At 63.7% G+C, this 15,187-nt stretch carries 11 protein-coding genes; 5 read left to right on the forward strand and 6 right to left on the reverse strand.

The window, feature by feature from the left end; all coding sequences use genetic code 11:
* Positions 1–5 precede the first annotated feature (5 nt).
* Positions 6–890, reverse strand: a complete 885-nt coding sequence (locus tag ABNP46_RS09455; RefSeq protein WP_349922134.1) for a LysR family transcriptional regulator — start codon at positions 888–890, stop codon at positions 6–8.
* 161 nt (positions 891–1,051) lie between these two features.
* Between ABNP46_RS09455 and fdhD the strand changes: the two genes are divergently transcribed.
* Positions 1,052–1,828 carry a formate dehydrogenase accessory sulfurtransferase FdhD gene (gene fdhD / locus ABNP46_RS09460; RefSeq protein ID WP_349922135.1) on the forward strand — a complete coding sequence of 259 codons (777 nt, stop codon included), beginning with the start codon at positions 1,052–1,054 and terminating at the stop codon, positions 1,826–1,828.
* Positions 1,812–4,109, forward strand: coding sequence for an FdhF/YdeP family oxidoreductase (locus ABNP46_RS09465; RefSeq protein WP_349922136.1), 2,298 nt, complete (start codon positions 1,812–1,814; stop codon positions 4,107–4,109). Before fdhD ends, ABNP46_RS09465 begins: the two co-directional genes overlap by 17 nt.
* Positions 4,110–4,277: 168 nt before the next feature.
* On the opposite strand, the gene ABNP46_RS09470 is transcribed toward ABNP46_RS09465, so the two are convergent.
* From ABNP46_RS09470 to ABNP46_RS09480, 3 genes are all read right to left on the reverse strand, one after another.
* Positions 4,278–5,852, reverse strand: a complete 1,575-nt coding sequence (locus ABNP46_RS09470) for a sensor domain-containing diguanylate cyclase (protein WP_349922137.1) — start codon at positions 5,850–5,852, stop codon at positions 4,278–4,280.
* 214 nt (positions 5,853–6,066) lie between these two features.
* Complete coding sequence (locus tag ABNP46_RS09475) at positions 6,067–7,122, reverse strand: NAD(P)-dependent alcohol dehydrogenase (RefSeq protein WP_349922138.1); 1,056 nt, start codon at positions 7,120–7,122, stop codon at positions 6,067–6,069.
* A 173-nt stretch (positions 7,123–7,295) separates the two neighbouring features.
* On the reverse strand, positions 7,296–8,183 hold the full coding sequence (locus ABNP46_RS09480; protein WP_349922139.1) for a LysR family transcriptional regulator: 888 nt from the start codon (positions 8,181–8,183) through the stop codon (positions 7,296–7,298).
* A 147-nt stretch (positions 8,184–8,330) separates the two neighbouring features.
* On the opposite strand from ABNP46_RS09480, the gene ABNP46_RS09485 reads away from it, so the two are divergent.
* Positions 8,331–9,764 (forward strand): glycoside hydrolase family 1 protein, encoded by a 1,434-nt coding sequence (locus ABNP46_RS09485; RefSeq protein ID WP_349922140.1) that lies wholly within the window; start codon positions 8,331–8,333, stop codon positions 9,762–9,764.
* Between the two features lie 87 nt (positions 9,765–9,851).
* Here the strand turns inward: ABNP46_RS09485 and ABNP46_RS09490 are convergent, their stop codons facing one another.
* Complete coding sequence (locus ABNP46_RS09490; RefSeq protein ID WP_349922141.1) at positions 9,852–10,610, reverse strand: SDR family NAD(P)-dependent oxidoreductase; 759 nt, start codon at positions 10,608–10,610, stop codon at positions 9,852–9,854.
* A gap of 125 nt (positions 10,611–10,735) precedes the next feature.
* Here ABNP46_RS09490 and ABNP46_RS09495 point away from each other — a divergent pair, with 125 nt between their 5' ends.
* The gene (locus ABNP46_RS09495) at positions 10,736–11,659 is read left to right on the forward strand and encodes a LysR family transcriptional regulator (RefSeq protein ID WP_349922142.1); all 924 of its coding nucleotides are present in this window, start codon (positions 10,736–10,738) and stop codon (positions 11,657–11,659) included.
* On the opposite strand, the gene ABNP46_RS09500 is transcribed toward ABNP46_RS09495, so the two are convergent.
* Entirely contained in the window at positions 11,639–12,649 is a 1,011-nt protein-coding gene (locus ABNP46_RS09500) for a helix-turn-helix transcriptional regulator (RefSeq protein WP_349922143.1), read from the reverse strand. The genes ABNP46_RS09495 and ABNP46_RS09500 overlap by 21 nt on opposite strands.
* 230 nt (positions 12,650–12,879) lie before the next feature.
* On the opposite strand from ABNP46_RS09500, the gene ABNP46_RS09505 reads away from it, so the two are divergent.
* On the forward strand, positions 12,880–14,916 hold the full coding sequence (locus tag ABNP46_RS09505) for a glycoside hydrolase family 3 protein (RefSeq protein WP_349922144.1): 2,037 nt from the start codon (positions 12,880–12,882) through the stop codon (positions 14,914–14,916).
* Positions 14,917–15,187 lie beyond the last annotated feature (271 nt).

A 15,187-nucleotide genomic window follows, 5' to 3' on the forward strand; every position in this document is an offset into this window, starting at 1 on the left:
GCCGCTCAGGCCTGGGGGAGGGCGAGAAAGGCGCGCATGGCGGGGGTGACGCTGTGTTTGCGGGTGATGAAGGCGGTAGTGCCGGCCGCCGCGTCTGTCAGGGGTCGCCATGGCAGTTGGAACAACCGCTGGGCGGTGGCGGCGATGCTGGCACTGACCACGGCGCAGCCGAGGCCGTGACTCACCCCATTGGCCAGATGGAACAGGGAGTCGGTCTCCAGCACCACCCTGAAACTCAGTTGCTGGCGGGCGGCGGCCTCATCGAAGTAGCGGCGAAACTGCATGGTGCCGCTTGGCAGGATCAGGGGGATATCCTGCAAGTCGGCCAGTTGCAGGGGGGCGTTCTGAGGTCGCTCATCATGCCCGGGCAAAGGGCCCAGCACCGCCATGGGGTTAGGGTGAGGCTGCTGCACCGCCAAGGTGCGGCGCTGGTGGTCGGTGAGCAGTTCGTCAAAACCCAGCCCCAGATCGATCTGGTGCAGCTCCAGCTGCTCCAGCAGGGCGCCGTGGGTCACCACCGACAGGCGTAAACCGACCCTGGGGTAGGCCTCGTGGAAGCGCTTGAGCAGGGGCATGATGTCGATGCCAGACTGGGGCACCATGCCGATGCGCAAGGTGCCGGAAAGCTCGCCGTCAAACAGGCTGAGCTCCTGGTGCATGGCGTCCTGCTCTTGCAGCATGCGTTCGGCATGGCGCAGCACGACCTCGCCCGCCTGGGTGAGGCCCACGAATTGGCTGTTGCGCACCACCAGTTCGGTGCCGAGGGATTTCTCCAGCGCCGTGATGCTGGCCGACAGGGTGGGCTGGGTGATGAAACAGGCCTTGGCCGCCTTGGCGAAGTGACGGTGCTGGGCGAGTTCGTAGAAATAGCGCAACTGCTTGATATTCATTGGAAGGCTGGCTGGGGTGAACGACACGGGGTGACAAATTTAATCAATCAATGAGCCGTCGGCAATAGCCTTGTTCTATTGGGTTATAGATTTGTTTCATTGGTTTTGATGTGCAGGGTTATCTAAACTTGAGGACCGAATACATTTTATAAGCGCTTCGCATGGACCTTCACAACTCGTGGTTGCCCAGGATGGATGAACTGGTGGAAGAGGCCGCCATCGCCATCAACATCAATGGCATCAGCCATGCCGTCATGATGGCGACCCCGGATGATCTCGATGACTTCGCCATCGGTTTTCTCTATGGGGAGGGGATCATCAAAGGCAATCATGATGTGCATGATATGCAACTTATCCCCTCGGAGCAGGGCATGGTGCTGGATGTCACCATCGCCAATCGCTGTCTCGTCGAACTCAACCGTCGCAAGCGCCGTCTCACCGGGGTGAGCGGCTGCGGCATCTGCGGGGTGGAGGCCATCGAACATGCGCTGCCGGCCTTGACTCCCTTGTCCCCCAGCATGCCACCTGCGGCCGATCGCCTGCTCGACCTGCGTGAGCGCATCATTCCCTGGCAGAACAAGGCTCGCCAGAGCGGTGCGCTGCATGCCGCGCTGGCGCTCGGGGCCGAGGGGGAGATCCTGGCCTGCCGGGAAGACATCGGCCGCCACAATGCGCTGGACAAGCTCATCGGCATGCAGTTGCGCCAACCCGCGCGCAGCGACACCCTGGTCATCACCAGCCGCTGCGGCAGCGAACTCATTCACAAGGCGGTGCAATATGGCGCCGCGCACCTCATCAGCCTTGCCTCCCCCAGCCAGCTCGCCGTGCGACTGGCCTTGAAATACCACCTGAACCTTATCCACGTGCCCAGATCCGACGCGCCTGTCTATTACACCGCCTGGGATCAGATCGGAGAACGCAATGTCCAACCATATTGAGAAACCGGCGAAGGCCGGCGGTTTTTCCTCCCTGCAATCCACCTTCAGACAGGTGCTGCGCAGCCAGAAGACCCGCCAGAACATCAAGAATCTGCTGCGGGTCAACCAGACCGATGGCTTCGACTGCCCGGGCTGCGCCTGGGGAGACAACAAGCAGGGGGCCTTCCAGTTCTGCGAGAACGGTGCCAAGGCGGTGGCCTGGGAGTCCACCGGCAAGACGGTGGGGGCGGACTTCTTTGCCGAACATTCGGTGCGTCGTCTCGCCACCCAGAGCGACTACTGGCTGGAGTATCAGGGGCGGCTGACCGAACCCCTGCGCTACAACCCGGCCAGCGATCACTACGAGCCGGTGAGCTGGGATGAGGCATTTAGGATCATCGCGGACAAACTCAAGGGCCTCTCGAGCCCGGACGAGGTGGAGTTCTACACCTCGGGCCGCGCCAGCAACGAGGCCTCCTATCTCTATCAGCTGTTTGGCCGCCTCTATGGCACCAACAACTTCCCCGACTGCTCCAACATGTGTCACGAGGCGAGCGGGGTGGGGCTCATCCAGTCCGTCGGGGTAGGCAAGGGCACTGTGGTGCTGGAGGACTTCGATGCCGCCAAGGCCATCTTCGTCTTCGGCCAGAACCCGGGCACCAACCACCCGCGCATGATGAACGCCCTGCGCAAGGCGGCGCGTCAGGGTTGCCAGATTGTCTCCTTCAACAACTTGAAAGAGGTGGCGTTAGAGCGCTTCGCCAGCCCCCAGAGCCCGGCGGAGCTGCTGACCCCGGCCGCCACCCGCATCAGCCATCAATACCTCACCCCCAAGCTTGGCGGCGACATGGCGGCCATCCGCGGCATGGCCAAATACGTGCTGGAAGAGGAAGGCGGGCGCCTCGATCTCGCCTTTATCGAGCAGCACACGGCGAACTTTGATCACTATGTGGCCGAGGTGAAGGCCACCGATTGGTCACAGATCGAGGCCCAGTCAGGCCTTGGTCGCGACGAGATCACCCAGGCTGCCATGATCTTCGCCAGAAGCGAGAGCGTGATCAGCTGCTGGGCCATGGGGATCACCCAGCACAAGCACTCGGTCGATACCATTCGCGAGATAGTCAATCTGCACCTGATGTGCGGTCAGCTCGGCAAGCCGGGGGCGGGTCTGTGCCCGGTGCGTGGACACAGCAACGTGCAGGGCAACCGCACCATGGGGATCAACGAAAAACCCAACGCGGCCTTCATCGACCGGCTGGAGCGCCGCTTCCCGGTGGGGCTCAAGCGCACGCCGGGTCACAACGTCTATGAGGCGCTCAAGGCCCTGCACGCCGGCAAGAGCAAGATGCTGGTCTGTCTGGGTGGCAACCTGGCCGCCGCCGCACCGGACACGGATTTCACCTACGAGGCGCTGCGCCGGAGCGAGCTCAACGTGCAGATCAGCACCAAGCTCAACCGCAGCCATCTTATGGTCACGCAAGACGCGCTGATCCTGCCCTGCCTTGGCCGCACCGAGCTGGATGTACAGCGCGCCGGCATCCAGAAGATCACGGTGGAGGACACCTTCAGCATGGTGCACGCCTCCACCGGCATGAACGAGCCGGTCTCCCCCCTCTGCCTGTCCGAGATCGACATCGTCGCGCGCATGGCCGAGGCCACCCTGGGCAGCGAGCAGCTGGACTGGCTCGCCCTGCGGGATGATTACGCCGTGCTGCGGGATCTGATCGCCCAGACCATCGCCGGATTCGATGACTTCAACCGCCGCATCGAGGAACCCTGCGGCTTCCACCTGGACAACAGCGCCGCCCTATTGCGCTGGAATACTCCGAGCGGACGCGCCGAGTTTCGGGCTAGCCGGTTGCCGGACTCCATCCTGCCGGAGTGCACCCGTCACGCCGAGCAGATGGTGGGGGAGCCGGTCCTGCTGCTGCAGAGCCTGCGCTCCCACGATCAGTACAACACCACGATTTATGGCATGGACGATCGCTATCGCGGCATCAAGGGGCGACGCAACGTGGTGTTCATGAACGAGGAGGATGCCCGCATGCTGGGGCTCACCGAGGAGCAGTCGGTGGACATGAGCGCCATCTGCAACGATGGCCGCGAGCGCAAGGTGAGCGGTTTTAGCGTGATCTTCTACGAGATCCCGCGGGGCAACATCGCCGCCTACTACCCGGAGACCAACCCCCTGGTAGCCATCGACAGCATCGGGGAGGGCTCCTTCACCCCCACCTCCAAGTCCATCCCCGTGCTGGTCACCCCGAGCGAGGCATCGCGCACCCGGCTGGCCGTCAACCAGTAAGCGACACCGGTAAAACAGCGCCCCGACACATGGTCGGGGGCTTTTTTTATCTGCCTTTGGCGCGCTTTATGCGGCGCTTATGCTGTCAGGTGGCAATCTTGTTGTGTCTATCACCATTAAGCGATGAAAGGGCGATACATATCGCTGCCATCCATTGCCATTGTCCGTTCACTCGGCGATCACCACGCAGTTGCGGCCCCGGTGTTTGGCTTCATAGAGGGCCTGATCGGCCTGCTTGAGCACGGCATCCAGATCGTGGCTGCCGTGGCCGGGCCAATGGGCGACGCCAAGGGAGATGGTGATGGTTCCCGCCGTCGGCATCTCATGGCTGGCGACCTTCAGCCGCAGCCGCTCGGCGACCCCCTGGGCCTGGGCCAGGGTGACGCTTGGCAGCAGCAGCAGGAACTCTTCACCGCCGCTGCGACAGAGTGCCGCATCGGATCTGACCTCCTGCTGCATCAGGGCGGCCAGGGCAATGATCACCTCATCCCCGACATCGTGGCCGAAGCCGTCGTTGATCTTCTTGAAGTGATCGATATCGAGGGCGATGACGCACAGGGGCTTGGGATCCATCAGATATTCATCCAGCAGTCTCTGGATGGCACGCCGGTTGAACAGGCCGGTCATGGGATCGGTGTGGCTGTCATTGTGCAGCTTGTCGATCTTGGTATTGAGCAAGCCGAGCCCCTTGAGAATGGCCTGTTTCAGCTGGGCCGCCTCGAAGTACCAGGCGCGGATACCGGAGATATGGGAGAAGGCCCCTTGCTGATCCATCAGGCTGGCCCGATTGGCCAGCTGGCGCAGGGGGCGGGAGATGAAGGTGGCCGAGAGCCAGATGATGAAGAGGATGAGGGCCGTGGTGGGCACCATCTGCATCAACACCCCTGACATCTGATCGTTCAGCCCCGCCAGGGTGGCGTTGCGGGGCCGCTGGGCCACCACGCCCCAGCCCGTGCTGGAGACGGGGGCAAAGCCGCTCAGCATATCGACGCCACGGGAATCGACTACCTCCTGAGTGCCGGTGCTGCCCCCGAGAACGCTATTCACGACCGGGTTGCCGGTGATCTTCTGGCCGATCCGGGCCGGATCCGGGTGGTAGATCAGGGTCTTCTCCCGATCCACCACGTAGAGGTAGGAGCCATCCTGGTAGTAGTGCTGGCCCAGCAGGTTGGAGAGCACGCTGGTGGACTGCAGATAGATGGTGCCGGCGACATAGCCCAGGTAGACATTGTCGGCGGAAAACACCGGGTAGGAGAGGCTGATGAGATAGTTGCCGGTCAGGGAGACGAAGGGATCCGTGATCTGCGGCTGCTGGCTCTCGATGGCCTTCAGTGCCGTCGGGGATCTGAGCTTGGCGCCCTTCACCTGCAGCGTCTCGGGAGAGACGGCGACGATGACCCCCTCGGGATTGACGATCACCACGGAGTTGAAGGTGCTGGTCTGCTGGCGCAGGCGATCCACCTCGATATCCAGGGCCTCACCGTCGTTGGCTTGCAGCAGTGGTGCCAGCAACTGGGCGCTGTAGGCCAGCTGCCCCTGTGCCGACTTGAGCATGTTGTCGGCCGAGGTCGCCAGCTTGGTCGCATAGACGCGGTTGGATTCCAGGGTATTGGCGATCAACAGCTGCCGCTGGGCCTGATAGATGGCGTAGAAACTATTGCCAAAGGTTGCGAGAACACCCAATACCGCCAGGGCCAGGATGAGACGATGCAGATCAAACTTCAGCAGCCAGTGAGGTTGCATGGGGAGAGGGAGTCCTTGTCAAACAGCGAGTCGCCGGGGTCCATGGCGCAAGTTTAAAGGGGTTGGCGGCGCAAAAGCTACTGCATATTGGGTGGAGGACGCCGCTTCCTGACAAGGACGGGGCCTGCAGCCCGCGTCCCGCGGGCAAAAGGCGCCGATGTGACGGATTCGCGAGACAAAAAGGGGGTGAACGCACTCACCCCCGAGCGGCTCCTCAGCCCTTGAGGGAGGCCATGTCGATGACGAAGCGATACTTGACGTCGCTGTTGAGCATGCGCTCGTAGGCGTCATTGATCGCCTGGATGGCGATGGTCTCCACGTCCGAGGTGATGCCGTGCTGACCGCAGAAATCCAGCATCTCCTGGGTCTCCTTGATGCCGCCGATGAGGGATCCCGCCACCGACTTGCGGCCCATGACCAGGGGAACCGTGCTGAGCAGGGGGTTGAGGTCCCCAAGATAACCCACCAGTACCAGGGTGCCGTCGATGGCCAGGGTCGGCAGATAGGGGTTGAGATCGTGCACATAGGGCACGGTGTCGATGATGAGATCGAACGTCCCCCTGGCCGCGGCCATCTGGGCGTCATCGCTGGAGATGACCACCCGGTGGGCCCCGAGCCGGTAGGCGTCCTCCTCCTTGCCGGGGGAGCGGGTAAACAGGGTCACCTCGGCCCCCAACGCATTGGCGAGCTTCAGGGCCATGTGGCCGAGCCCGCCGAGACCGACGACGGCGACCTGCTTGCCAGGCCCCACCTGCCAGTGCCGCAGCGGGGACCAGGTGGTGATGCCGGCGCAGAGCAGGGGCGCGGCTCCCGCCAGGTCCAGCCCGTCCGGGATGTGCAGCACGAACTTGTCACGGGTGACGATCTGCTGCGAATAGCCGCCGAAGGTGGGGCGTTTGTCCTGCCTGTCGACGCCGTTGTAGGTGAGAGTGGGAAACTCGTCGCAAAACTGCTCCAGCCCTCGCTCGCAGGGGGCGCAGTGCTGGCAGGAGTCGACCATGCAGCCGACCCCCACTCTGTCCCCGGGCTTGAAGCGGGTCACGGCGCTGCCGACCCGGCTGACCCGGCCGATGATCTCGTGACCAGGCACCAGGGGGTAGTGGCTGTTGCCCCAGTCGTTGCGGGCATTGTGCAAGTCCGAGTGGCAGACGCCGCAATACTGGATCTCGATCACCACATCATCGGCACGGGGATCCCGGCGTTCGACATGGAAGGGGGCCAAAGGCGCCTGGGCCGACTGGGCGGCGTAACCGAGTACTCTCATCGTCATGGTGTTCTCGCTTGTTGCAGGGCCTGATGCCCGTTGGAAGAGGCGGTGGCCAGGACGAGTTGCCCGTGCCGCCCGCGGTGCCCATGGAGTGTTGACCCGAAGGCAAGAACCCTCAAGGCAGGAGTCAATATAATCCGGCAGACAAGGACAATGCACGCGGTGATCGACCCGGGTCATTCGGCCGGCAGGGGAGCGAGATCCGGCTCTCGCAAGGCAGCCACTGTCTGCCAGAAGGCGCCGATGAGGGGATTGTCGCCACCAGGCGGACGGATCAGGCCGATGATCCAGCTTGCCTCGGGCGCGGTGAGGGGCAGGGTGATGACGTCCGGATGTTCGATGGTGGTGGAGGAGGGCACCAGGGTCCAGGCTATGCCCGCCGCCGCGGTGGCGACCCCGGCGGCGAAGTCGTTCACATACTGGATATCCCGAAAACGCAGCCCGCTCTGGGCCAGATAATGGACGAACTGATCGTGAAAGGAGGGGGCCTTGTCCCGGCGCAATACGGCCAGCGGCTTGTCCACCAGATCCGCGAGTGTCGTTATCCCGGTGTAACTCGCGGGCAGGACGGCGATGAAATGGGCGCGTACCACCGGCAGAAAGTGCCAGCCTTTGGGGGCGGGCAGGCGGCAGAAGCCGAGATCGAGGCGCCCCTCCGCCAGCGCCAGCAACTGGTGATGGGTGGAGAGATCGTTGAGCTCGATATTGACCTTGGGGCGCTCGGCGCGAAAACGGGCGATGGCGGCGGGTACCAGCAGCTTGGTGGCGACCCCGAAGCCGATGCGCAGGGTGCCGCCGTTGCCCGCCAGCACATCGCGGGCGGTGCGATCGAGCTGTTCACTCTGGGCGATGAGGGCGCAGGCATCCGGGTAGAGGGCGCGACCGAGCCCGGTCAGCCGGGTGCTGCTGGCGCTGCGCTCGAACAGCTCGCCTCCCCACTGGGCCTCCAGCCGTTTGATCTGTTTGCTCAGGGCGGACTGGGTGATGTGCTGGCGGGCTGCCGCCTGGCCAAAGTGCAGCACCTCCCCCAGGGTGACGAAAGCCTTCAGATCCCTCAGTTCCATTGCGGCTCCATCATTCCTATAAGGAATCTTGAGTGGTCAAAAATGTCATTGGACGGAATTCTAGATCTGTTCGATGCTGATGCCAATTCATTCGGGGTGCCCAGGCTGTGCGGCACTCACTCGTTCAAGCAGAAGGAGACAGACCAGATGCATCATGCCAAGTACAAAGGGTTCCCCGCCGATTTCCTCTGGGGCTCCGCCTCCGCCGCCTATCAGGTGGAAGGGGCCTGGGATGCCGATGGCAAGGGCCCCTCGGTGTGGGACAGCTTCACCAAGCTGCCGGGCAAGACGTTCCAGGGCAGCAACGGCGACGTGGCGGTGGATCACTACCATCGTGTCGAAGAAGACGTGGCGCTGATGGCCGAGATGGGGCTCAAGGCCTATCGCTTCTCGGTGAGCTGGCCGCGCATCTTCCCGACCGGCCGCGGTGCGGTGAACGAGGCGGGCCTCGCCTTCTACGACCGGCTGATCGACAGCCTACTGGCGCACGGCATCGAACCGGTGCTGACCCTCTATCACTGGGATCTGCCCCAGGCGCTGCAGGACGAATACGGCGGCTGGGAAGACAGACGCATCATCGATGACTTCGAGCACTACTGCGTCACCCTCTATCAGCGCTTCGCCGGCAAGGTAAAATATTGGGTTTCACTCAATGAGCAGAATTATAACCTGACCAATGCCTACCAGCTGGGGACTCATCCGCCCGCCGTGCAGGACAGGAAACGTTTCTTCGCCGCCAACCACGTGGCATTCCTGGCCAACGCCCGGGTCATCAAGGCGTTCCGCCAGCACGTGCCGGGTGGCCTCATCGGCCCGAGCTTCGCCTATTCCCCTGCCTATCCCGCTTCCTGCGCCCCGAGCGACATGCTGGCGTTCGAAAATGCGGAAGAGTTCACCAACCTCTGGTGGCTGGATGCCTACTGTTTCGGCCGCTATCCCCAGGCGGCGCTCGCCTACCTGAGGGAGACGGGCGAAGCCCCCGAGATCCTGCCGGGGGATCTGGAACTGTTGCGCGAGGGCACGCCGGATTACATCGGGGTGAACTACTACTACACCCTGACCTTCACCGACAATCCCATCGGTGGCCAGACCATGCAGCGCATCAACACCACGGGGCAGAAGGGTACCACTCCCTCCAGCGGCGTGCCGGGACTCTACAAGACCACCCCGAACCCGCACCTCGAGACCAGCAACTGGGACTGGGCCATCGATCCCACCGGGATGCGCATCGCCCTGCGTCGCCTCTCGTCCCGCTACGGCCTGCCGCTGATGATCACCGAGAACGGTCTGGGTGAATTCGACAAGCTGGCGGCGGGGGACAAGGTGCACGACGACTACCGCATCGCCTACCTGCAGAGCCACCTGAAGGCTTGCCAGGAGGCGCTGCAGGACGGGGTCGAACTGCTCGGCTACTGCGCCTGGTCCTTCACCGACATCCTGAGCTGGCTCAACGGCTACCAGAAGCGCTACGGCTTCGTCTACGTGGACAGGGACGAGCAGGGCGGGTCCCTGCGCCGCATCAAGAAGGACAGCTTCCACTGGTATCAGTCGGTGATTGCCAGCGGTGGCGAGTCGCTCTGAGCCCTTGCCAAACAGGATGTCAATCCCCGCGGGGGCCTTTTTCGTTTGTATCGGCAGGGGATGGCGGAGAGCGGCGCTCCGCACTGCCTAGATAAACATGCCGCCGGACGCCTCGATGCGCTGGGCGTTGATCCAGCGGCTGTCCGGGGAGAGCAGGGCGGCGATGACGTCGCCGATGTCATCGGGCTGGCCGACCCGGCCAAGCGCCGTCTGGCTCGCCACGAAGTCGTTGAGGGCCGGATTGTCACGCACGGCGCCGCCGCCAAAGTCGGTCTCGATGGCGCCGGGAGCCAGCACATTGACTGCAATGCCCCGCGGGCCCAGCTCCTTGGCAAGGTAGTGGCTCAGCACTTCGACGCCCCCCTTCATGGCCGCGTAGGCGGCATAGCCCGGCAGGGCGAAGCGGGTAAGACCGGTGGAGACATTGAGGATGCGGCCACCATCCGCGAGGAGGGGCAGCAGGGCCTGGGTCAGGAAGAAAGGCCCCTTCAAATGGATGTTGAGCAGGGTGTCGAACTGCTGCTCCGTGGTCTGCTCGAAGCTGGCATGGATGCCGATGCCGGCGTTGTTGACCAGGTAGTCGAAGCGGTCACGCTGCCAGGTTTGCGCCAGCAGCAGGCGCACCGCGTCCGCGAAGGCGGGGAAGCTGGTGCTCTCTGCCACATCCAGCGCGAGCGCCCGGGCCTTGACCCCCAGGGCCTCGGCCTTGGCGACCACCTCGGCCGCTTCCCCGGCCTGGCTGCGGTAGGTGATGATGAGATCGACGCCCCTGGCGGCGAGGGCCAGGGCGCCGTGTCTGCCAAGGCCGCGGCTGGCACCTGTGATGAGGGCGATGGGTCTGGTCATGGTATGGCTCCTGTCTGAACGATGAAGGGCTCATGGCGAGCCGACCCCTTCACTCTATTGGTGCTTTCATGCTGGATAAAGATGGCGATAATGAATGCACTGTTCCGATTTGGATAACAATGACCATGGACCAACTGGATGGAATGAGGATGTTCGTGCGGGTCGCCGAACTCGAGAGCTTCAGCCGCTGCGCCGAGCAGCTGGGGATCCCCAAGGCGACCCTCTCCGCCGCCATCCGGCGACTGGAGGAGCACATGGGCACCCGGCTGCTGCAGCGCACCACCCGGCGGGTGCAGCTCACCACGGACGGCCAGCTCTGCTACGCCCGCTGCCGGGATCTGCTGGCGGACATGGAGGAGTTTGACGGCCTGTTCCGGCAGACGGGGCAGATCGCGGGCCAGTTGCGGGTGGACATGCCGAGCCGGATGGCTCGCCACCTGGTGATCCCGGCGCTGCCGGCCTTTCTGGCCGCCCATCCCGCTCTGCAACTGATGCTGAGCAGCACGGACAGGCGGGTGGATCTGGTGCGGGAAGGGTTCGACTGTGTCGTGCGGGTCGGCACACTCGAGCCCTCCAGCCTGGTGGCGCGGCCCCTAGGTCACTATCGCCAGATAAACTGTGCCAGCGCGGGCTACCTGGCCGCCCACGGGGTACCGCAGAGTCTCGCCGATCTGGGTCAGCATCGGCTGATCCATTACGGCTCGGGGCAGGGGCGCGGCGAGCCCGGGTTTGAATACCTCGGGGAGGATGAACGCCCCGCCACACTGCCCATGGGGGCCAGTCTCACGGTGAACGACAGCGAGTCCTATCTGGCGGCGGCCCAGGCGGGACTTGGCATCATACAGATACCACGAGTCGGGGTGGAGTCGCTGCTGGCGAGCGGCGAGCTGGTGATCATTCTGCCCGCCTGGCAGGCACCGCCCCTTCCCATCCACGCCCTCTATGCCCATCGCCGCCACCTTGCCCCCAGGGTGCAGACCTTCATCCACTGGCTGGGAGCGCTGTTGACGGATGCCCTTGGCGAGGCGTCAGGCCCGGCTGCGCCTTGAACGGTACTGACTCGGGGACAGGGCGAATGCCTCCTTGAAGAAGCGGGTGAAGCTGCTCTGGCTGGCGAAGCCGAGCCGGCCCCCCACCTCCTGCAGTTGCAGGCTGGGGTCTTGCAACAGGCGGCAGGCCTCCTCCCGGCGCACCTGCTCCAGCAGGGCCGAAAAGTGGCAACCCTCTTCACGCAGGTGGCGGTGCAGGGTCCAGCGGGTCAACCGCAGGGCCTCGCAGACACAGGCGAGCAAGGTGCGCGGATCCGCCTCCTGCTGCCACAGTTGATGGCGGATGAGGCCGAGCACCCGCTCCTTGTAGTGGGGGCTGGGGCGCAATCGCTGCATCTGGGTATCCAGCTCCTCCAGTAACAGGGGTTGCAGGGGGGCGTTGTGGTTCCCATAGGCCTGATCCAGCAGCTGGACGGGGAAGCAGAGCCGATAACCATCCCCGAGCCGCAGCCGTCCTCCCAGCCAGGCCGCCAGTTCGCGCCACAACCTGGGTCGCACCGGTGTCGGCAGCATCAGCTGGCCGGCCCCCGGGTGGTAGAACTGGAGCAGGGCGTAGAGATGACACAGGTTGGCGAGACTGCTCATGGCGACGACGTCCGGATGATCGGACTCCGAGTGGTAGCTGATCAGCGCGAGTTCATCCCCCTCCTGCAAGGTGATCCGGTCGCACTCGCCGATGAGGGGGCGAAAGGCGGTGAAAAAATGCAGCGCCTGACGCCAGCTGGCAGCGTTGCAGCAGAGGCTCGCCAGCGGCAGATAATCGGTGAAGAGCCCGGTGAGGGAGGGGGGTGCCCAGTTGCGCGCCAGATCCATGTGGGGGGCGACCTGGGCCAGCAGCCGGAAGTGGCGCGGCGCATCGATGCGGCCATGGGGGAGGATCAGCTCCTCCCTGGCGATGCCGGCACCCTGCAGCAGTTGGTCCGGATCCCGCCCCTGCCGCTGCCAGTGGTTGAGGCAGTGCAGGGCGATCCGGTTTGAGACGGTTTTCACGGCGAAATCCTTGTCGACGAGGGCCCATCATCATCGGCCAGTCGCCAAAAATTGCTGTGAGCCAGCTTCCTCTTAATGTTTCAACTTTGTAACTAAAGGTAATCCTGCAACCCTTTTCACAATTTTGGCGCCTGCTCCCAACCGTCAACTTCCTGCACCCGAATGGCAAGTGAGGCGGGTCCGTTTTGCCTAGAGTGGCCGGACCTACACACACAAGGAAGAGAACAATAATGAACATCCATCGTCTCGCGATGACCCCGCTCGCCCTGACCATCGGCGCCCTGCTGCTGGCCGGGTGCAATGACAACGACTCCACCCCGAAGCCGGCGCAGCCCACCCTGGGTCATCGCACCGCCAGCCTGATCGAACAGGATGGCTTGCAGTTCAAGGATCTGGATGGCAGCGGCAACCTGACCCCCTATGAAGACTGGCGCCTCGGCGCCGCCGAACGGGCAGAGGATCTGGTGGGTCGCCTCACCTTGGCTCAGAAGGCGGGGCTGATGATGCACGGCACCCTGGTGCTCGATGGGGAAGGGCGCATCAATCTCACCGCCATGGACAAGATGCTCAAGACCGATGGAGTCAACACCTTCATCACCCGGATGGCGGGCGATCCTGCGGCCATCGCCGAGGACAACAACCAGATCCAGGCGTTGCTGGAAGGGGTGGGGCTCGGCATTCCCATGACCGTCAGCACGGATCCCCGCAACCACTTCACCAACGATCCCAAGGCCACCAGCATCGCCGCCGGTGCCTTCTCCCAATGGCCGGAGACGCTGGGCTTCGCTGCCATCGGCGATGCCGAGCTGGTGCGCCGCTTCGCCGACATCGCTCGCCAGGAGTACAGGGCGGTGGGCATCCAGGAGGCCCTATCTCCCCAGGCGGATCTCGCCACCGAGCCGCGTTGGGGCCGTATCAATGGCACCTTTGGCGAGAACAACCGGGCCGCCAAGTCCCTGGTCAAGGCTTACATCGAAGGCTTCCAGCAGGGGGATGGCGGGATCGGCAAGGAGAGCGTGGTCACCGTGGTCAAGCATTTTGCCGGCGCCGGCCCCCAGAAGGATGGGCTGGATGCCCACAACCCCTGGGGCAAGGAGCAGGTCTACCCGGGCAACAACTTTGCCTATCACCTGGTGCCCTTCGAGGGGGCATTCGAGGCCAAGGTCGGGGCCGTCATGCCCTATTACGCCCTGCCACAGGGGCTGACCTATGAGGGCCAGGCCATCGAGGAGGTGGGCTTTGGCTTCAATCGCCAGATCCTCACCGATCTCTTACGCGGCCATTTCGGCTTTGAAGGAGTGGTGCTGAGCGACTGGGGCATCGTCAATGACTGCAACAGCCGCTGCGAGGAAGGGTTGAGCCAGGCGGAGCTGAGCGCTGGAGTCAGCCCCTGGACGGTACCCTTTGGCATGTCCTGGGGGGTGGAGAAGTTGACCCAGGCCCAGCGCTACGCCAAGGCGATCACCGCCGGGGTGGATCAATTCGGCGGGGTGGAGGATCCGGCGCCACTGTTGGAAGCGGTGCAAGCCGGGCTGGTGAGCGAGGCGCAGCTCTCCACCGCCGCCCGCCGCATCCTGGAGCAGAAATTCGAGCTGGGGCTGTTTGAGGATCCCTATGTGGATACCACGGCCGCCGTCGCCCTGGTGGGCAAGGCCGAGTTCCAGCAAGAGGCCCAGGCCGCCCAGGCCGCGGCCCATGTGCTGCTGAAGAATGAGGGTTCAATGCTGCCCATGCAGCCCGAGGGCAAACGGGTCTACCTCTACCAGGTCAATGCCGAGGTGGCCAAGGCCAATGGCTACACGGTGGTGACGGATCTGGCGCAGGCGGATCTGGCCATCGCCCGGGTCAACACCCCGGGTGAGCAAGATGCGCGCTTCCCGTTCGGCACCATCCACTTCGGTCAGCTTGGCTTTGCCAGTGCAGATCAGGTGGTGCAGGAGACGGCTCACGAGGGCAGCTATCACGGCAGCGATGAACTGGCGGAGATCCAGGCCATCCAGCAAGCCGGGGTGCCCCTGGTGCTGTCGGTCTATCTGGACAGACCCGCCATCCTGACCGAGGTGGCGCCGGCGGCCCAGGTGCTGCTGGCTAACTTCGGGGCACTGGATCAGGCGCTGTTCGATGTGATGAGCGGCAAGGCCAAGGCCCGCGGCAAGCTGCCCTTCGAGCTTCCCTCCAGCTGGCAGGCGGTGCTGGCTCAGGACTCGGACGTGGCGAGCGACTCCCAGGATCCCCTCTTTGCCTACGGCGCCGGTCTCGATTATTGATCATCGCCTTGGCACAACGAAACGGGGCGCCTGCGGGCGCCTCGTTCATTGTGAGTGATTGGCACCCGAAGAAGGGGGAGATAACGGCAAGAGGAGCGCCACAATCCTGGGTGTGAGCGGTGGCGCCCTTTCATCACGCCTTATAGTCAGTATTGTTTTTATGGGTCTGTCATTTGCTCACAAGACCGGCGTATTGATGATAAGCGTTTCAGAACCCACACGATTGTTATACTCTCGCAAAAGCGTATAGGCAGTTATCTGAACGCCTGAT

Source organism: Aeromonas veronii, assembly GCF_040215105.1.
In the GTDB taxonomy this organism is placed as follows: Bacteria; Pseudomonadota; Gammaproteobacteria; order Enterobacterales; family Aeromonadaceae; genus Aeromonas; species Aeromonas veronii_G.

Coding starts and splice junctions, on each gene's coding strand:
- ABNP46_RS09455 (WP_349922134.1), bottom strand. CDS start 890: ATGAATATCAAGCAGTTGCGCTATTTCTACGAACTCGCCCAGCACCGT.
- fdhD (WP_349922135.1), top strand. CDS start 1,052: ATGGACCTTCACAACTCGTGGTTGCCCAGGATGGATGAACTGGTGGAA.
- ABNP46_RS09465 (WP_349922136.1), top strand. CDS start 1,812: ATGTCCAACCATATTGAGAAACCGGCGAAGGCCGGCGGTTTTTCCTCC.
- ABNP46_RS09470 (WP_349922137.1), bottom strand. CDS start 5,852: ATGCAACCTCACTGGCTGCTGAAGTTTGATCTGCATCGTCTCATCCTG.
- ABNP46_RS09475 (WP_349922138.1), bottom strand. CDS start 7,122: ATGACGATGAGAGTACTCGGTTACGCCGCCCAGTCGGCCCAGGCGCCT.
- ABNP46_RS09480 (WP_349922139.1), bottom strand. CDS start 8,183: ATGGAACTGAGGGATCTGAAGGCTTTCGTCACCCTGGGGGAGGTGCTG.
- ABNP46_RS09485 (WP_349922140.1), top strand. CDS start 8,331: ATGCATCATGCCAAGTACAAAGGGTTCCCCGCCGATTTCCTCTGGGGC.
- ABNP46_RS09490 (WP_349922141.1), bottom strand. CDS start 10,610: ATGACCAGACCCATCGCCCTCATCACAGGTGCCAGCCGCGGCCTTGGC.
- ABNP46_RS09495 (WP_349922142.1), top strand. CDS start 10,736: ATGGACCAACTGGATGGAATGAGGATGTTCGTGCGGGTCGCCGAACTC.
- ABNP46_RS09505 (WP_349922144.1), top strand. CDS start 12,880: ATGAACATCCATCGTCTCGCGATGACCCCGCTCGCCCTGACCATCGGC.